We start from the raw sequence: 18885 nt of genomic DNA on the forward strand, positions 1-18885 counted from the left end.
TCTCATATTTTTGATTCTTTGGCAGCAACTGCCCTTTCAAGCAGTTGCTGCAAGTCAAAGTTAATGCTTGTGACGCCCCAATCGGGTTCTTGGGTAAACGGCTTGCGCACATAGCATGGTGCTTCAGCTTGATTGCCATCAACTACGACTATGGCTAGGAGAAATTTGTCCTGCTGATTCAAGCCATAAAGCACCTCGTTACGAGTAATAGTCACAGTGCTGCTGCCTTTAATCCGGCCCTTTACTTCTATATGACGAGCCTCTGCCAGCTTCCGATCTTGAGATGGCGGAATGCTAGTTATGTCCCATCCACATTTTTCTGCTGAAACGTCAATAACTTCATGGCCCATCGCTCGCTCTGCCGCCATGACAGCGTCCATGGCGATCCGCTCAATCCTGGCACGCGCTACGGCATCAGCAGTCCAACCTGATTCACCTCGGCGCTGCATCAAGAGTCCGACTGGGATAACCAAAGCCCCACCCACAATAACGGGCGTAGCAGAAACCACATGCCGCATCGACATGAGTTCTTTCTCCCGGGATACGCGCCGCGCGGTCAGGTCATCGATGGTGCGCTGCACGTTATCCAGGTTCAGGCGCACGTCCTTGCCAGCGGCACGGTCTTCCTGCAGCTTCACATAGCGGTCGGACCAGTAGCTGATCTCCTTGACCAGGCGTTCATGTACGGCTGCGAGTGTCTTGTCTACTTGTGTCTCACGCCGGCGTCTGACTTCTTCATAGTGCGCCGGCACTAGATGGGCTGATGCATGGGTCAGGGCCACCTGCTCCAGATCCTTAGCGATCCAGGGAGCGGCAAGTACATCCCCCACGAGGCCTAGATCAGGTGGCTCAATCGGCTGCAAGTCCAGATGGGGTGCCCACCCGGCATTGACTGCCTGCCCAGCAGAATCGATCTCGACAAACTGCATGCGACGGGAGGCAACGCGAGCCTGGTCTTCCCCTTCGCGAACTGCGTGATCCACGATGAAGAGTACGCGGGGAGTGAGCCCCATATCGGCTGGGTCCACCAGCACGGCGCCTTGCTTCAGCTTGCCGCGGTGCTGCTCCAGCATCATGTCCGTCACCGCCTGCATCAGCGGATGGGCAGGATGCAGAAGCGACGCCATCGGCGCGTTTGCCCTGCCCGTCAAGCGAACGTAGCGCTTCTCGAAGCACACGCGCTCATAGCGGCGCAGTACCGGGTCCAGATGGCGCCGGTCGCGGCCGCTGATCTGGCGATCGCGCTCGCGAATCTCGGCCGGGACATTGGCGATCTCGAACCGGCCGGTTTCCCGGGCTCGCAGATCTCCGCCCAGCGCCTGGAATGCTTGCGTGAAGAAGGCGCGGATAAAGTATGGCTGGAGCTTCCGGGCTTCCGCCTTCTCCATCTCTTCCTTGACGGCGAACAGCCGGTCCGCGTCCATCACCTCTTCGCACAGGGCGTTGCGCTTGATGATGGCTTTCAGGTGCGATGTGTCCAGTGCACCTTCCACCTTGCGGTGTAGTCGTTCCTTGATTTCAGGATCGTCGCCGTACCGGATTGCATCAATGAGAAGATCCTTGAGGCTGCGGTCCTCGAAGACCTCACCCAGGATGTCGAACACTCGCCCACCGAGTGCCTTGCGTTCAACCTCCAGCTTGTCGAACAGCCGCTGGAACACGTCGCCTTCCCGTGTCTCGGCCGCCACCATGTTCCACAGGTGACATACCTCAGTCTGGCCGATACGGTGAATGCGGCCAAAGCGCTGCTCCAGGCGATTTGGGTTCCACGGCAGGTCGTAGTTGACCATCAGGTTGGCGTTCTGAAGGTTCACGCCTTCGCCCGCTGCATCCGTGGCCAGCAGCACCCGGACCGTAGGATCGTTGCGGAAAGCCTCCTGAACCTTTCGCCGGTCCTCGCGCCTGACGCCACCGTGAATCATCACCACTGATTCCTCAGTGCCGATGAGGCCGCGGATTTTCACGGCCAAGTAGTTCAGCGTGTCGCGGTGCTCGGTGAAGATGATGAGCTTGCGTTGCCGGCCATCAGCGTCACGCATCTCGGGCGTGTCCTGCAGCAGCTGCGACAGCTCGTTCCACTTGCAGTCTTGTCCGGAGTGCACGACCTGGCGCGCCTGTTCCTCAAGTGCCTGTAGGCTAAAGATTTCTGCTTCGAGCTCATGGATCGTTTGTGCTGCCGTCGCCTGATCCACCACGGCTTCTTCGAAGCTCTCATACTCTTCGGGTGCCAGTGCTTCGGCCGACTCCCAGACGTCTTCCGGAGCCCCTTGCTTGCCGTTGACGTTCAACGTTCCGGCTAATAGCTGCCCGCGGCTGCGCAGCTTTTCTTCTTCAACGCGGCGGGTGAGCTTGATCCGGCGACGCTTGAGCGACTGGTAGATGGCCTCGGGGCTGGATGCCAAGCGGCGCTGCAGCGAAGTCAGCGCGAAGCCTACGGTGCCCTTGCGAGCACCGTCCTGCAGCTGCTCGGCGCGGTTCATCTCTTCCTTCACGTACGCCGTGACCGACTCGTACAGCGCCGCTTCCAAATCGGAGAGCTTGTAGTTCGTCGTGGTAGCCCGGCGCTCGGGAAACAACGGCGTGCCGTCGAACTTCAGCAGGTCTTCCTTGACCATGCGGCGCATTAAATCGCTCACGTCCACCTTGTGAGCGCCGTCCCGGAACTTGCCGTAGAAGCGATCCGAATCGAGCAGCGACATGAAAAGTTGAAAGTCCTCTTCCTTGCCGTTGTGCGGAGTGGCTGTCATCAACAAGAAATGCCTGGTGACAGAGCCGAGCAGTTCGCCGAGCTGGAAGCGCTTGGTCTTGTTGATCTTGCTGCCGAAGTAGTTGGCCGAGAGCTTGTGGGCTTCGTCTACAACAACCAGATCCCAGTGCGCCCGCCGCAACTTCTCCTGCAGTTCCTCGCTGCGTGAAAGCTGGTCCACGCGGGCGACCATGAGGTCTGCATCTTCGAATGGATTGCCGCGGGACTGCTCGACCATCTCCCGGCTGAACAGCGTGAACTCCAGGCCGAACTTTTCGGCCATCTCGTCCTGCCACTGTTCCACCAAGCTGCCGGGGGCAACGATCAGCACTCGGCGGGCATCAGCGCGCATAAGCAGTTCTCGGATGAACAGCCCGGCCATGATGGTCTTGCCTGCGCCCGGATCGTCTGCCAGCACGTAGCGCAGCGGCTGCCGTGGCAGCATCGACTCGTAGACGGCAGTGATCTGATGCGGCAGCGGCTCCACGTTGGACGTGTGCACTGCCATCATCGGGTCGAACAGGTGTGCCAGGTTGATCCGGTAGGCCTCGACGGCAAGCTTGAACGCTTCACCGGCCGCATCAAAGGCCCAGGGGCGGCCAGCGTCAGCCAAGGAGAGCTCTGCCTCGTTCGAGCGGAACAACATCCGCTCCAGAACCTGGCCCTCCGCTGTTTTGAAGTAGACGGTCAGCGCGTCGTTGCCCGCTTGCTCCGTAGCAACAATACGAACGACTTGGCCAGGAACGATTCCCTGGATCGCAGCGTTCTTCTTAATCTCTTCAAGCTTCACGAACCGACGCCTCCCTTGCGCCCCCTGTATTCTGAAGGAGGCTTACAGCACTAATTGATGGCCGCCGGCGCCCTCCTACGGCACCAATCACTAGCAAATGCCTAATGCAGATTTCCGTGACGTAGATCACGGTGGAAAAGATCTAGGCCACTGTCTTCCAGACAACCCCTAGTTCTGGCACCGCGCTACAGCCTACCCCCATAGGTGGCTCGCCACGTGAGCCTGCGCAGTGAAATTTCTACGGGCACTAGAGATGTAAGCCTGACGCCCATGGCGACAGCGGCTTGTCACGGGCTTGGCGATCAGCAACTGCCAACCTCCCCGAGCCGCTGCTTTGCGGCAGGAAGAATCAACCGCGAATCATGATTTCGATTGAAGACGTAGGAACGTTGAAGGCAAGCGCCAAACCTTCTTTGGCCTCAGCAATCGTCAGAGGGCGTGGCTTGTCCTGGGCGTCGCTACCTACCTCGATTTCCTGTTCGGGCATGGGCTGGAAGTCCAGTGAACCCACGTCGATTCCCACGGTCTCCAAGTCGGTGTAGAGCACCGGATTCCGATACCCCGGCCAAGCGTTAGGGAGGTTGACTTCCGCGTACTCGCTGAAGGTCAGAAGCCAACGGTGTTCTGACCCGGGTTCTTCGCATGGGACTACTGCCTTCAGCCGCCCCACAAGAAAGGCAGTGTGATGCGGAGCCGAAGCCCGTCCCCAATCTTTCGCGAAGCCTCGGTTCTGGACACAGACGACGTACTCGTATCGCCGTGCCCTTTTCGCATCTAACACCCATGCCTGCGAGCCGCCTTCAGCCAGGATCTTGCCGATCCCTCGTGCCGTCAGTACGCAGAGCGCCTTATGCTTCGCCTTGTCGTCCATGAAGGTTCTCCCATTGTTTGCTAAAAGTATGAGCAAACTATAGGTCAACTATCGAGATAGCGCAATAGCTTTCCAGCATGGCTCAGGTGGCCCACGAGCCGCCGGGGTGGTTAAGCAGGTGACTTGCTAATGCCTCTCCACGTCTCGCGATCGAAGCTGAGGCTGGTTCACAGCGATTTCGTGCTCAATGGCGCAGACTCGGCGTGCGCGCTGGCCTGCGCCGCTTCGACACGTTTTTGCATCAGGCGCTCGACGCTGGCCCCGCGCATGCAGAACAGCTGTAAGGGCGCGGAGATCCCGTCTTGACGACGGCGCCAAAGCACAGCACCACGAGCCGGCCATTGAGCGCGCGGCGCAGCGTCATGTGCTGGCGCTCGGTGAGTACCTTGTCCATCTGTCGGTCCTCGGCTGGCCTGGAGGGGCCACCGTGACGCGCACAGCGCAGCCCCCACTTTTTCCCGGCCCCCGCCTTTGCAGCAGAGGCCGGCGCGGCTTCAGCCCTTGGCCCGCAGCACGGGCGGCAACCACCGCGTGCCCTGCAACCGCTGCTGCGCCAGGGCGACGGCCTCGCCCTTCTTCAGCCCTTCCAGACTCGCCGCCGCTTCTGCGCCTGCAGCTTCGTGCACCGCGTCAACGACCTTGGCCTTTGGCACCGAGTTCAAGCAGCTCTCGGCAGTCGGCTCCCACCAATCGGCCATGTCCAAATCGACGGCGGCGGCGATGGCGTCCGCGATGGGTTGCGGCGCCTCGCGGCCCTGCACCGTGTTGAGCGTGCTCGCGGTGCACACCGCCAGCAGGTCCAGCACCTGGGAGTCATCGGCCGCGAGCACCCACGCCAGCAAGGAGCGTTGGTCACCGGGCAACAGGTTGCCCCACCGCTCTTGGTGTGCTTCCATTTCCTGCTGTGCCTTGCACTTGGCCAAGTCCGCACCTTCCTTGCGCACATCGGCGGTGTCGGCGCGAATCTCGACGGGCCTGTCACCAGAGGCGCAGCGCGAGGACAAGCCGGTCTGCACAGCCAGTTGGTACGCCAGCACGCGCAGCGCCACGGCTGGACTGTCCGCGAGCGTGGCGCGCAATGCAGCCGTGCGGTGTGCAGTCAGTTGCCGCAGCAACTTTTCCGAGTAGTCGGCCTTTGGTGCCTTGGCTTGTGCTGTGCTTGCGCCAGCGGTGCCCGTTGCGGCCGCAGCGCCGCCTTGCGCGGCCTGTGCCTTGCGATCTTCAACACGCACCAGGGCGCGCAGCACGGCCAGTTCGCCGCGCTGATCGACGTACACCACCGCGCCGGCCAGCGGCAAGTCGTTGGGGTCAATCTGCGCCAGGGTCTGTTCGATGGCTTCGCGCTCGCTCTCGGCTGCGCGCTGCTGCGCTTCCAGATCGTCAATAGTTGCGCTCTCATCATACTGGTCCAGATCGTCAATCTTGGCCTCTAGTTCCGACAGTAGCACCTCAATGGCGTCCAGCCGCTGCTGCTGTTCCTCGCTCGGGTCCACATCAAGCGTGTGGCAGTGGGCGAACGCCTGCCGGTCGGTGTAGCTCAGGCTGGTGCGGACTCCCACCCATTGCCAGCCGCCTTCTGCCCGCACGGCTTCAGCCTCGCGCTCCAGGCGCTCCAGCGCCAATTTCTGGAGCAGAGCCGGTTCCGTCATAAACCCCGGTGCGTTTTCATTTTCGGCGAAAAGATCGCGACGTACATTCCCGCCTGCCGCCTCGTAGGCAGCAAACCCCACGAACTGCGCCAGCGGATTATTTGGCGGCACGTCGCATTCAGTCAGTTTGCGGCGCAAGTTACACGCAGACCGCTCCCAGGTCGGGGTATTTTCCCAAATAGTTTCTTGGACTCCGTGATCTTCTGTAAGGGTCAAGGCCATCAACTGTTCCAGTTCGATTTTGTCGTCCCGGTACAGCGCCATCAACTTCGGGCTGATCTTGGCGAGTTTCAGCCGGCGCTCCACAGTAAGCGTGCTGATGCCCCAGCCGTCGGCAATTTGGGAAACCGTCTTCCCCAACTCGACAAGGGCGGCGAACGCATCGAATTGATCTGCGCCATGGAGAGGTTCGCGCCCGCAGTTTTCGGCCAGGGATACCGACACGGCATCGTCTTGAGAAACCTCCAGGCAGCGCACCGGAAAATCAGCCGGCACCTTGCCTTGGGTGAACAGCAGATTCAGTGCTTCCAGGCGGCGGCCACCAGCCACGACCCCATAGCGCCCGGTGGGCTTGGGTGCCTTCTTGCCCGACAACTCGGGCCGCACGACGAGGTTTTGCAATAGCCCCTGCGAGTGAATCAGCGCCGCCAGCTCATCGACGCTGCGGGCTGGACTCGCCTTGCGAATATTGAGGGCGTCGCGTTGGAGGTATTTCAGCGGCACGGTTATTTCCCGGCCTTGCACCTGCTTTTCTGCTTCGTCAATCTGAGTTTGTTCAGAGAGGTCCATGTGCTGCTCCAAAAAGACCGGGACACAAGCCCGGCAATAAAAGTGCGTGTCAGTCGGGAGAGCGCCCGGTGCGCAATCCTTTATTTATCGCTGGCCGATGCTTAAATATAATGCCTTTGCCGCTCTGAAAAATAAATAGCAGTAAACTCTTACCTATCTGCCTATTTGGAAATAATTATATTGAGCATTTGGCTTATACTTAAACACATGGACGAAGTGAATACATCACACAACGCAGTGACGTTCTGCTGACTCCAACCCGCAACCCTTTGGAGATTCCCGCATGGCACACCTAATCGACACCACCACTGGCCGCGCCGCTATCGCTTTCGTCGGTGAAGCCCCGTGGCACAAGTTGGGGCAGCGCCTGACCGCTGGCGCGGATCTCGAAACGTGGCGCCGCGAAGCCGGCCTGGCCTACACGGTTGAGCGCACGCCGGTCCTGTTCCAGCGCAGCCATGCCGGCGCCTGCGACCGCGTTGAAGCAATGGAAGGTCGGGAAGTGCTCTACCGCTCCGATTCGGGCAACGCGTTATCGGTCGTTAGCGGCGGCTATCAGGTTGTGCAGCCGGGGGAAGTGCTCGATTTTTTCGGGAAGCTCGCCGAGGCCGGCGGGTTCGTGCTGGAGACGGCCGGTGCGCTGTCAGATGGAAAGCGGGTGTGGGGGCTGGCGAAGGTCAACGACGGTGCGCCGGTTGTCGGCCAAGACACAGTGCGCCCTTACCTGCTCCTGGCGACCAGCTACGACGGCACGATGGCGACCACCGCCAAGTTCACGGCAATCCGCGTGGTCTGCAACAACACGCTGACCATGGCGGCAGGCGGATCGATGAAGGATGCCGGCTGGCAGTCCGAGCAAGACACGATGGAAGGCCCGGTCGTGCAGTGTGTGCGCGTCCCGCACATGAAGAAGTTCAACGCGGGCGCCGTGCGCCAGCAACTCGGGATCGTGTTCACGGCTTGGGACCGCTGGCTGGTGGAGGCACGGCTGCTGGCGCAGGTGGACGTGACGGAAGCACAGGCTGACAAGTTCGTGGCCAACCTGCTGTTGTCGGTGCAGGGCACGCCGAAGGGCAAGCCGCTGCCGGACGTGCGCGCCAGCCGTGGCTACAAGCGGCTGATGGGCCTCTTTGGCGGCGCGCAGATCGGCGCCGACCTCTGCGGCATGCGCAGCGCGTGGGCACTGCTCAACGCCGTCACGGATTACGTGGACCACGAGCGCGGGCGCAGCGATGACACCCGCATGACGTCCGCGTGGTTCGGCGCAGGCGAGGGGCTGAAGCTGCGGGCCTGGGATGGCGTGCGCGAGTTGGCAGCCAGGGCCGGCGCGCTGGAGCCCGCGAGCAACGGTTAACCGCTTCCGGCCCGGCTACGCGCCGGACCGGTCTCCTTCTCACCTGAACCCACAAGCACGTGCGAGCGCAACGAAATCCCAGCCGTGTAGGGCCTGCCTTTCGCGGAGTGCTGGCAGCCGACGGCGAAGCATGGTCGCTGGTGCGCGACGGCACGCAGCCTCGCCACCGCGCCGCGCGTGAACCGCTGGCCCTGTTCAACCCGCCGGCGCCTCGCCGCATCGCGTTTGGGGCTCCGTCCCTCGCTTCCCTTCCTCTCTTTGGAGCAGCCATGAACGCCGATCCAGTCTTGGCCGGTTTCGACAAATTCATGTCGGCCGTGCGCGGTATTGAACCCCAACACATCGCCCAGGCACTCAACGCCTTCACGCCCGGCACCGACTGGCGCAAGTGCTCGAAGTACCGGATGGCCGAGTGCTACGGCTTGGCCATGGCGGACAAAAGCCCGGGCGTGTTCGACCAGCCCGCGGCCGCCCTGCGCCAACTGGATCTCGCTGCGCTGGCGATGCGTGCGCAAGCCTGTGCCGAGGGACACGCGGGCTGGAGTGGGCTTGGCGCCGCGGCGGGCGTGACGCCGCCACCCACCGCGGCCGAGATCGCCGCCGAGGTGTTCAAGGCGCCGGTGCTGGCCAGCATGCGGCAGGAACTGCACGCGGTGTCGCGCTCGCTACTGCGTACGGAAGACAAGCTGCGGGCAGCCCTACAGCGGGTGAAGGCCCTGCAGGAGCACAACGCCGCGCTTGTGATGCTGGTGGAGCAGGCAGCCGTGCCGGGCGGCATCAGCGAACACGAGTTCTCCCGGCCGGGCGGGTGGCGGGACCGCGCGTTGCGCCTTGCCTGCCAAACCCGATCCACGGCATGACCAGGTAGAACACATCAGCCATGAACACTCACGCTCCACTTGCGCGCCGCGTGTCGCGTGAGGAATTCCAGCAGGTGCTGCAGCGGGCCGGTTTCGGATTCGGTGCAGGCCTCGCCTTCCGCTACGACGCGCGGCATAACGAAACGGTCTGGACGATCAACGGCCAGCCTCTCGGCCTCACCGTGGGCCGCATTGGCGCCACGACGGCCTGCTTCCTTGCGACACCGACAACGTGCATGGACGCCGCCAGCCTTGACCAGCCGGCCGAGCCGCCGACGGTTGCGGTGCCATTGATATCCAACATCGAGCCACGCACATGCGAGCGGACTACGGGTTCACGACCTCTGAAATAGCCGGTGTCGCGGCGGAGGCGGCGTGCGGCGACCGCCGCGCGCTGGGCTACCTGCTGGAGCAGGCGCCCATCTCCTGGCATTGGTTGGAGGATAAGGCCGACGTGGGAAACATGCTCACCGTGCGTCGATGCCTTACCGAGCTTGCTGGCGCTGCCTATGCGATGCAGGACGCTCCGGTGTTCCTCTCGGCTACCGATAGACGCTGCTGCGCTACTCACTGGCCGCCTCGCGCAGCTACACGGCGACGCCCGCGCAGCTGCTGCTCGACGTGGCGCTTGGCATGGCGCTGCACCGGCCGGAGGCCGCGCACCAAGCTGCGGTCGCATTCTTGCCGCCGGCGGCCAAGGCGCCCCAGCGCTGCCGATGTCGATTGAAGCTACAGCCCGAGCGCTGGCCCACTTGGCGCTGGGCGGCATGTCGATGGCCGAGCTGAGCGCGCAGGACCTGGCCAGCGCATGCGCCACCGGGCGGTACAGCAGGCACACCACGGCGTACTTCCGCGCGTGGGCCGGTGCCGCCGCGGCATTGGCACGGGGCGACAGCGAGCAGTTGCACAAGGCGTTGTCGCACGTGGACCAGGCCCATCACGCCCGATTTGAGAAGGGGCTCGTGCGAGCGGCGCGAGGCCGCCCAGCCGACCGGTCTTCAGCAGCTTTTTGGGACTGGCTCACGGCGCCACTGGTGGCGATGGCGATTGACCGGCAATTGGTCTTCGCCGTGCCACGACGCTACAGCGATGCGGAATGGGTTAATGCCGCGGCAATGTCTGGATAGCAGCGGAAGCGGGTGTTCAACCGCAGCTGACAAATCACAGCATCCGGCCATCACTGGTCGACCGACGACGCCTCTTCCCTGCAGCATACTTCTGTGCTGCTGGTATATTAACAGCATAACCGTCAGTTAGGTCGCTACGCCGGCAAGCCAGCTTCGCGCCTTTGAGTTGCACATTAGCCATCACAACACGTCATGACCACGCAACGCTACTACTCGAACATCTATTGGCATTTTACTGGATCACCCAAGGGTATTGATTGGCGTCAAGTGCGTTGTCCAGCAGACATTGAGAAGCATGGTCCCACTGTAGAACCGTCTTCAGCAAAAGAAACTCTTAAGATGATTCTTGCATCAAAAAAATTGCTTGGCACTTGCATTGAGCGAGTCATAAATGACATAGAAACCGCTAAGTTCTGCTGCGTAACAGACATCCCTCTCAAGGATCTTCCGAGTCACGCGAGATATTATGGAAAAGTTGCGATAGGTTTAAAAGCGTCTGCAGTTCACAAGTCATTTTTGCCTGTAATGTATATCCCTACAGAAAGCATGCCCGTCATTAAGAAACTTGTTCCAAATCCAAGTCTCGTTAAGAGGGCCTATGAATTTTTAGGATATTCAGGCTCTTTCCAAGAGCAGCAGGCGATGAAACTTATGGCCCAAGCGGCACACAACAAAGTAGAAGTTCAAGAGCCAGACATTGAAGCAATGAAAGGTTTTTTTATGAACTTTATTAAGGTTACAAACTTTGATATAACACCAGAGAATACTTTTTATCGGGAACGAGAATGGCGAAATATTGGCGACTTTAGTTTTTCGGCCGAAGCTGTTGCAGCTATTGTTGTGCCCGAATCGTTTATCGGCGAAGTGAAATCATTTCTGGACAAAGAAGGCTACCCACAGTCAGTAAGCATTGTTGCCTGGGAGTTCATCGAAAATGCCTAGAATGATAATGAGGCCTATCACTTGGCACGGAAATGGGCGAATCGTATCGGGACGCAAGGCCGGAATTTTTTACTAATAAATTAACAAGGAAGAAAACCGTTCTCCTGAATTTGATGGAGTATTGATCGGTCTGGATACCATGCGCCCGCTGCAGAAATTCAAATAGACGTCATAAATGGCCGCTTCGCAGCGAAAGCGGCCGTATAGCCGCGAACTACAGACAACTGCCTCTGGCAAAGAGAGCTCCTTCATGCATTGTCCTGCACGGCCACTGCTTATTACATCACCTATTAAGGCGCCTGCCGCCAAAACACGCAACACTAATCGCACTGACACAGCCTGCTTCCACCGAAATTCTTGATAGAGTTGAAATGGAAACCTTCAATGAAATGCAAAAGATTTCTGCTGAATCTCTGTTTTCTAAGCGGCTGGGCGCCATTATTTTCGATACAGATAAGTTCACCAACACTGAAGCAGCACTCCAAAAGGAAGTTGTTCTTCTCAAGCTGCCACAGCTGCGAATCAAATGAAGCGCTAGCGTCATTAACCCAGACAACATTCGATGTAATATTCTGATACAATAAAATGCCAAGTTGCATGGAGCTGGACTAAGGAACCTCTGCGTAAAGCCACGGCAAGTGTGCTGAGCGAACATCCAAGCCATGAAGCAGGCTGACCTCGGGCTGAACCTTTCGACCAAGCGCACGCGCAAGCGCGAGTTCCTGGAGCAGATGGACCGCGTGGTGCCGTGGGCCGCGCTGGTGGAACTGGTGTCGCCCTACGCGCCCGACGGCCGCCGCGGCCGTCCGCCGTTTCCCGTGGAGACGATGCTGCGCATCCATTTCATGCAGCAGTGGTTCACGTTGAGCGATCCGGCCATGGAGGAATCGCTGCACGACGTGCCGCTGTTTCGAGAATTTGCCCAGCTCGATAATTGGGGCACGCGGCTGCCTGACGAGACGACGATCCTGCGGTTTCGCCGCCTGCTGGAGCGCCACAAGTTGGCCGAGCAGATCCTTGGCGTGGTCAACGACCTGCTGCGCGAGAAGGGGCTGCTGCTGCGCACCGGCACGGTGGTGGACGCCACGCTGATCGCCGCACCGAGCTCCACCAAGAACGGCAAGGGCGAGCGCGATCCCGAGATGCACCAGTCCAAGAAGGGCAACCAGTGGTACTTCGGGATGAAGGCCCATATCGGCGTGGACGCCGAATCGGGCCTAGTGCACACGGTGCGCGGCACGGCAGGCAACGTCAGTGACGTGGTGGAGGGAAATGCCCTGCTACACGGCGAGGAATCCGAAGCTTGGGGAGACGCCGGCTACCAGGGTACGCACAAGCGCCCTGATGCCAAGCAGGCCGTGCGCTGGAATGTCGCCATGCGCCCGGGCAAGCGGGCCAAGCTCGATCCCAGAAGCAAGGTCGATCAACTCGTGAATGAGCTGGAGAAGATCAAGGCCAGTATCCGGGCCAAGGTCGAGCACCCATTCCGCGTCATCAAACGCCAGTTCGGTCACGTCAAGGTTCGCTACCGAGGGCTGAAGAAAAACACGGCGCAACTCTTCACGCTGTTCGCGCTGTCCAACCTGTGGATGGTGCGGCACAAGCTCATTGAGGCGCAGGCATGAGCGCGCCCGGAATCCAAAAAACAGCGTGGCAGGGCTCGAATCCCTGGCCGCCAGCACCTCGGACAGCGAAACCAGCGCCAAGCTGCTCAGCTGAACGTCTGTCGATCCGCCTACACCCTGCCTACCACCGTCAAAACTGGTTAAAGCAGAGGTTCCCTAAGCAAGATTCAACATGAATCTGCAAGCCAATCTATTGCCTTGGCGGCGGGATCTTATTTGATCTCATCAAATTTACTCTTTCCCTGCATCGAGACAGGCGAAAACCAGGAATACAAGAAGGAACCTCTGAAAATGGCCTACAATAAATCAACAACAATCGGCGAGATTTATCGTCTCAGAGACAAGGTTCTGGCTGAGAACGACGTTTTTAAGATAGGCAAGAGAGATGTTGCAGCAATATTTTTAAAGAAGCTGCTGGATTTTGATGAAAAGACCAATATTAAGTACTCTGAACTGGAGGCGGCTTATCGAGCCTCCTCGGCAATGAAGGATATTCCGGAGGATTCGAAGGACTTCTGGAAGTACGTCGAAGAAAATTATCTTGAACTTAAAGAGGAGCCCAAAGATAAATTTACAGAGTTGTCATTCCAGGCAACTGAAGATCTTTCGTTAATTGCGAAAAATTTAAAATATATTAATAGAGAGCGAGATATTCTTGATGAAAGAAAAAGGCAACTTGGTCGTCTTTCGGCTGAAGATCGATACTACAGGAATCAACTAGACTATTTTGAGAACAAAAATATCGTTGCAAGAAATGAAATAGTTGAATTTCTAACCGATGGCATAAAACATCACGCCATAAGGAAGGCAAGCAGCGACTTCAATGCTTCCTATCCGATATGGTCTTTTTTCAGAGACACTCCGTATGCTTTTGGACGCGCATACAAATCTTATGATGTGCGTAGCCTAGACGAGTATTCAAATAAATTCACCGATTTGCCAGCATCTGGCTACAGAGAGATGATCAAGGAATGCAGGCAATCGTACGATAAATTTAAAGAGTATGCTTATTATTACATCTCAGGAGATGCCGAGTACTTGCCAAGTGTTCGAGAAAAGCTGGAGGACTTGGTAAAAACATCCCATGTACTGGCTCGTCGAAAGCAAGTTATTGATGCATTGTTGAAGCATTTTGATGAGAAGGACTATTTATCATTCGTCAACATTGCTCCGCTGCAGATTGAAGGTATTTTTGCAGACATATGCAGAGAAATTGGCGTATCCGAGAGTCAGTTAGATATATCATCACTAAACGACAAGCTTGAGCATATTGATGGAAAAATAAATAATTTCCACTACTTTGAGTATTATGCGTTTAAGTTTCCTGTTTTGCGAAATTTGGTTGCACACGGCGGATTGGTTGATGGTGATATGGAGAAGACCGCGCTCCATCTGATGCTTGATTTGTTGCCGGTGTGCGATCTAACCATCTCCAAGGAACTTCCAGTTAACTACGCACTGAAAGTGCTCGACGAAGCAAAAAACAAGAACTATGAAAAAGTTATTGAGTGGCTTGATTTGAGAGACAAAGTTAAAATCCCCGATTTTTATCAGGTCAATGAAAAAATAAAGGAAGTTGAGGCAATTTACACGTCCCAGGAATTTTGGAATTACCTCGATTTGGGGCTCAAAAGACTTAATGATGTAAGTCAGGTCAAAGATTGCATGCCTGTGAAAGCGGCGGGCAAAATAAAAAGAAGCAATCTAGCAAGCGCACAAGCTGAAAAGTTTTTAAAGTCATCTGGCCATGTGGCAGCTGAGGCAATTAAGAAAAGGAATGAGATTTCGGCAAACGTCAAAAGGCTGCTGAATCTGTCGAATGATCCGCCGATGGAAGAGCCAAGCGCTCCGTAATACTGCTGTGAGCACGAGGGGGCCGGATGTTGCTCACGACTGAACGTCAGCAACCAGCCTCAAGCAGTCCGTTGATTAATTTTGATGAAGGGCTTCTTGTAGTTTTCCTGTGAGTAGCGGCCAGGAAGCGCGCCTTTTTTGGCGCGCTTTTTGGTGGCGAGATCTGAACGAGCCCGCCGCCGTGTCAACCCGAACGGATCTGCGCGACTTTTCCTTTGCACCCGCTGCCGGGAGCAAGTCCTGGTGTGCCGGCAGTGCAACCGTGGACAGTGGTACTGCGGCCGCGAGTGCTCCGGCCAGGCTCGACGCGAGCGTCGCCGCGAGGCGGCGCCCGTCACCGGAGCCGTTCTGAGCGAAGACGTCGGCACTGTGACGCACCAGGGTTGCTTGGCGGGCCAAATCGACGGTCGCAGCGTCCACTGCCATGGCTACGGGTGCTGCAGCCCCGCCAAGGCGCCTGCAATGGCGTTGCAACCGCTGCCGGCAGGCACTCACGCCCTGCGTGCGCCAGACCTTCCTGCGCTCTGCACGGGGCCGCGGCCACCTTCCTTGATCCGCATCTGATGCATCAGGCGACTACCGCACGCTGACCATGTGCCGGCATGCGACGTCATGCGCGTTTACGGCCGCCGAAGAGCGCGTCGTCACCGCCGGAAAAGCGCGCTTGTAGACCGCCGCCAACAGCACGCAACTACAGACGCAGAACGGCCTGGCCGCGGCGGTACAGCGATACCTACTACTGGACCGCTGCGGCGGCAATATCCGATTGATTCTTTACAGCAGCAGCGCATGCTGGGTGGCTGTGTGCAGGTCACGCCAGGCACGATTGAGCGCAGTGCGCGGATCAGCGGCAGCCAGACCGCACAAGGGGTAGACGCCGTCCACGGCCTCGCGTGCCGTGCGCGCCCAGGCCAGCGCCGCGTCGCGCAGCGGCTTCTCGTCGATCCGCCCGCCGTCGCGCTCGACTTGGGTCCACGCCTCATCGAGCAAATCCAGGCACCGGCCGCGCGCGCCTTCGAGCTGCTGCACGGAAGACTGCAGTTGGGCGCGCACCTGCAGCCGCGCCCCCAAGGGCTGCCGGGTGGGTCCAACTGGGCGCTCCAGCACCAGCGGCGTGGCCAGACGCAGAAAGCCGCGCGCCATGCCGCCGAGGGTGGCCGCCAGCGTTACATACGCCAGCGCGCCGAACGGGAACCGGTAGAGCGCGCCAGACTGCGTTGCCGCGGTGGGTTCGATATCGAAGGCATGGGTATCCGGTACCACCAGGTCGCGGATTTCGAAGGCATCGCTCGCGCTGGCGCGCAGCCCGATGGCATGCCAGGTGGGCAACACCTTCACGCAGGCGGCCGGCACGATGAAGGCCCGCACGCGCGACGCGCCCGCCGCATCGCGCAGGGGCTGGCCGTTCTCATGCAGCACGGCGTTGAACGTGAAATGCGTGGCGTGCGGTGCGCCGGTGGCGTGCGCCCAGCGGCCGTCGATGCGCCAGCCGTCAGCCGAGCGCTGCGCGACACCGGTTGCCGCGCCGCTGCCGGCCAGGCACATCCCGGGCGTGGCCATCACCTCGCGCGCCGGGGCCGGCGGCAAAAAGCCGGCGAACCAGCCCGCGCCGGCGCACAGCGTCACCACCCAGCCGCAGCTACCGTCGACTTCGGCAATCGCCTCCTCCAGCCGCACGGCTTGTGGCAGCGCCACCTCCATGCCGCCCAGAGCGCGCGGCGCCAGCAGTCGGAACCAGTCGCGGCGCTCGATGAGCGCCAGCTGCGCCGGCGCCAAGCGGCCCAGCGCCTCGGCCTCGGGCGCGGCCTCGCGCAAGGTTTGGGCGTCCTCGTCGGTAATGATCATCAATGTTCAAAGGAAAAGCGAAGCGTCAATCCTTGATGGTGCCTGTGGCTGGAGAAATTGCGCAGGGTGGCCTGCAGGGCGGCCAGGCTGGCGAGCTTCTGCGCGCCGCGAACGCAGCAACACGCTCGCCGCCGAAAAACGCGCCCTCACCGCCAATAAAGAGCGCTTTCTGACCGCCACTCACACGGGGCGACGAACCGGTCCTGCTGCTCTGCCGCCCCTTGGGTTCAGGACTTCCTCTGGCAGTTTTCGATGCAGACCTTCTGGTTGCGTCCCAGCAATTTCTTGGTCACCAGTTCGGAGAGCGGCTTGTGGCGCCCGCATTTGAAGCATGACATCGTGGTCGAACTGCTGCCCAGGACGGGTGAGCCGAAAGCCGACCCCGCCGTCTTGGCCCTGTACCGCAATCCGTCATTGGAAATCTTTGTCTTGGTGTCGGAGTCGCGTGCGCTCATGTCATGCCGATCGAGAGAGGCCGCTCAAGGTGGCGGCGATCGGGGAAATGTCAAGGGCCTGGCTGGTTCAGGGGGCCTCGCATCGACAGCCGGCCGCGACGCGATCCGCGCACGATCATCCAGCGCAGCTGCACGCCGTTCGGACCACGGTGGCCACGGGGCGTGCAGCACACGGGACTGCCAGCGTGACCGCGTTGCGCCGGCCGGCCGTGCCGTGGCTCAGGACCGAGGCAGGGCGTCAGGCAGGCCGATGCGCACTGGCGTGCCGGCCTTGTCGAGTTCGATGTCGCCCGTCAGCGCCACCGGATGTTCCAGACTCCACACCGCGAGGGCGAGGACCGGCGTTGCCTGCGTTTCCCTCAGGTCAGCGCCCGCCATAGTTCTCCTGGTCAGGTACGTCACGACCAGCGTCGCATCGTGGCCTTCGCCAACGGCAAACGCCGCCCTGGACTCCAGCTCTGCCAGATCCTCCAGCGTGTGGTCGTGGGGCGGCTCGACATCAAGAACTGCGTGCTCTTTTCCCGCTGCCAAGTCCGACGTGCGGAACACCGTCCAGCGACCGGGGAAGTCAGCCAAGCGCACGCCCGGTGCGCCGTAGCGCCGAGACAGCCGAGCGTAGAAGGCCTGGAGCAGCTCTGGTGGCTGTGGGGCGGGCATGGAAAACATGGCGCGGCACTTTGCCAGCCAGGCAACCCACGCCAGTGCCCTTGTTGCGGCGCGATCACACCCGGCTGGCGGGGGCGCGTGACATCCGGCCGGGCATGCAGCGAAGCCGTCAGGCAGGGCGTGTCGGACTCAGGCATGTCCCGGCGGGTACGCGAAGCCGCCGCCTCTTTCCGCCTCAAGTCGCGCCTCCTCGCGCAGGTCTTCCTGCACCGGGTCGGGTGCGCCACCGTCTTTCAGATGGTCCTCGTACCAAGCCAGGATCAGCTGACCCACGAGGGGCTGCGGCCCATGCACGATCTCAGCGAAATCCAGCGCGCTGGCCTTGCAGATGGCCTCAATGGGCGCCATCGCAAAGCGCACGGAACCGTCGCCCACGTTGCGCGACAGGCGCAGGTCCGCAAATTTCACGCCGTCCGGGATGGTCACACGCAGTGTTCTCATGTCGTCTTCCAACGTTGCTGCACGGCAGCGTCCTTGATGGGCGCCGCGGCGCTGTACTGCGGGTGTCATGGCGAGCCCATGCACCAGGCGGCCGAAGCCGATGATGCATGGAGTAGAGCGTTACCCGTTCCTGGGTTCAGGAACCTGCGGACTCCGTGCCTTGCGAGCCGCCGGTTGACGTTGCGTCATTGGTCGTGGCGCCATCGGCCCGCTGGGATTGAGCCGTGGCGGTACCAGCAGACTTGGGCACGGCCTTCTTGCCTGCCGCCTTTTTGGCAGAGGCCTTCTTGGCAGCTGCCTTCTTCGCTGCGCCAGCTTTCCGAGTCGGCACGCAAGGCCGGCCCTCGGGACGGTAGGTGCGCAGTGAACCGGCTGCAAGCCGACGGGATGAATCGTTGTGCGTGGCCAGCATGCAAGCCAGGCCCTGGATGTCCAGGACCTGAGGGGCGGCGCGTCAGCCAAAAAGGCCGTGACCGCGCTAAGTCGGCATGAGGCGGTGGTTCACTCCTCCCGGCTGCCGAAGATGCCCAGCAGCGCCAGCAGCGACTGGAAGACGTTGTAGATGCTCAGGTACACGCCCAGCGTGGCGGTGATGTAGTTGGTCTCCAAGCCGTCCTGCACGCGCTTGAGGTCATGCAGGATGAAGGCCGAGAAGATGCCGATGGCCAGCACCGACAGCGTGATCATCAGCGCGCTGGACTGCAGGAAGATGTTGGCGATGCCCGCCACCATCAGCATCACCACGCCGATGAACAGCCACTTGCCCATGGAGGTAAGGTCGCGCTTGATCACGCTGGACAGCGCCGCCATGCCCAGAAAGATCGCGCCCGTGCCGGCAAAGGCCGTCATCACCAGGCTTGCGCCGTTCGAG

At 60.1% G+C, this 18885-nt stretch carries 17 protein-coding genes; 8 read left to right on the forward strand and 9 right to left on the reverse strand.

The window, feature by feature from the left end:
- Positions 1-2 precede the first annotated feature (2 nt).
- The 4 genes from ALA01S_RS10825 to ALA01S_RS31680 all read right to left on the reverse strand — a co-directional run bounded on the left by ALA01S_RS10825 (position 3) and on the right by ALA01S_RS31680 (position 6845).
- Positions 3-3536 carry a helicase-related protein gene (locus tag ALA01S_RS10825; protein WP_066335888.1) on the reverse strand — a complete coding sequence of 1178 codons (3534 nt, stop codon included), beginning with the start codon at positions 3534-3536 and terminating at the stop codon, positions 3-5.
- Positions 3537-3885: 349 nt separating this feature from the next.
- Positions 3886-4407, reverse strand: a complete 522-nt coding sequence (locus ALA01S_RS31675) for a hypothetical protein (RefSeq protein ID WP_084267429.1) — start codon at positions 4405-4407, stop codon at positions 3886-3888.
- 241 nt (positions 4408-4648) lie between these two features.
- A complete protein-coding gene (locus tag ALA01S_RS32805; protein ID WP_157118908.1) occupies positions 4649-4801 on the reverse strand; it encodes a hypothetical protein in 153 nt (50 codons plus the stop codon).
- A gap of 100 nt (positions 4802-4901) precedes the next feature.
- Complete coding sequence (locus ALA01S_RS31680) at positions 4902-6845, reverse strand: ParB/RepB/Spo0J family partition protein (protein ID WP_084267430.1); 1944 nt, start codon at positions 6843-6845, stop codon at positions 4902-4904.
- A gap of 283 nt (positions 6846-7128) precedes the next feature.
- On the opposite strand from ALA01S_RS31680, the gene ALA01S_RS10850 reads away from it, so the two are divergent.
- The 8 genes from ALA01S_RS10850 (at position 7129) to ALA01S_RS32820 (ending at position 14607) form a co-directional block, all read left to right on the forward strand.
- On the forward strand, positions 7129-8199 hold the full coding sequence (locus ALA01S_RS10850) for a DUF932 domain-containing protein (protein WP_066335896.1): 1071 nt from the start codon (positions 7129-7131) through the stop codon (positions 8197-8199).
- 269 nt (positions 8200-8468) lie between these two features.
- On the forward strand, positions 8469-9059 hold the full coding sequence (locus ALA01S_RS10855; RefSeq protein ID WP_066335898.1) for a hypothetical protein: 591 nt from the start codon (positions 8469-8471) through the stop codon (positions 9057-9059).
- Between the two features lie 20 nt (positions 9060-9079).
- Positions 9080-9412, forward strand: a complete 333-nt coding sequence (locus ALA01S_RS32810) for a hypothetical protein (RefSeq protein ID WP_157118909.1) — start codon at positions 9080-9082, stop codon at positions 9410-9412.
- Between the two features lie 414 nt (positions 9413-9826).
- Positions 9827-10186, forward strand: a complete 360-nt coding sequence (locus ALA01S_RS10860) for a hypothetical protein (protein ID WP_157118910.1) — start codon at positions 9827-9829, stop codon at positions 10184-10186.
- Between the two features lie 192 nt (positions 10187-10378).
- Entirely contained in the window at positions 10379-11128 is a 750-nt protein-coding gene (locus ALA01S_RS31685; protein WP_084267431.1) for an abortive infection system antitoxin AbiGi family protein, read from the forward strand.
- A gap of 371 nt (positions 11129-11499) precedes the next feature.
- Complete coding sequence (locus tag ALA01S_RS32815) at positions 11500-11658, forward strand: hypothetical protein (RefSeq protein WP_157118911.1); 159 nt, start codon at positions 11500-11502, stop codon at positions 11656-11658.
- A gap of 132 nt (positions 11659-11790) precedes the next feature.
- Positions 11791-12753 (forward strand): IS5 family transposase, encoded by a 963-nt coding sequence (locus ALA01S_RS10865; RefSeq protein ID WP_066335903.1) that lies wholly within the window; start codon positions 11791-11793, stop codon positions 12751-12753.
- Between the two features lie 291 nt (positions 12754-13044).
- Positions 13045-14607 carry a hypothetical protein gene (locus ALA01S_RS32820; RefSeq protein WP_157118912.1) on the forward strand — a complete coding sequence of 521 codons (1563 nt, stop codon included), beginning with the start codon at positions 13045-13047 and terminating at the stop codon, positions 14605-14607.
- A gap of 774 nt (positions 14608-15381) precedes the next feature.
- Here ALA01S_RS32820 and ALA01S_RS10870 read toward each other — a convergent pair.
- The 5 genes from ALA01S_RS10870 to ALA01S_RS10885 form a co-directional block, all read right to left on the reverse strand.
- The gene (locus ALA01S_RS10870; RefSeq protein WP_066335904.1) at positions 15382-16452 is read right to left on the reverse strand and encodes an acyl-CoA dehydrogenase family protein; all 1071 of its coding nucleotides are present in this window, start codon (positions 16450-16452) and stop codon (positions 15382-15384) included.
- Positions 16453-16679: 227 nt separating this feature from the next.
- Positions 16680-16907, reverse strand: coding sequence for a hypothetical protein (locus ALA01S_RS31690; RefSeq protein WP_084267432.1), 228 nt, complete (start codon positions 16905-16907; stop codon positions 16680-16682).
- Between the two features lie 219 nt (positions 16908-17126).
- Complete coding sequence (locus tag ALA01S_RS10875; protein ID WP_066335906.1) at positions 17127-17573, reverse strand: hypothetical protein; 447 nt, start codon at positions 17571-17573, stop codon at positions 17127-17129.
- 129 nt (positions 17574-17702) lie between these two features.
- A complete protein-coding gene (locus tag ALA01S_RS10880; RefSeq protein WP_157118913.1) occupies positions 17703-18026 on the reverse strand; it encodes a hypothetical protein in 324 nt (107 codons plus the stop codon).
- A gap of 489 nt (positions 18027-18515) precedes the next feature.
- The coding region (locus ALA01S_RS10885; protein ID WP_174548616.1) for a Bax inhibitor-1 family protein at positions 18516-18885 on the reverse strand (370 nt) is incomplete at its 5' end.

Source organism: Azohydromonas lata NBRC 102462, assembly GCF_001571085.1.
In the GTDB taxonomy this organism is placed as follows: Bacteria; Pseudomonadota; Gammaproteobacteria; order Burkholderiales; family Burkholderiaceae_C; genus Azohydromonas; species Azohydromonas lata.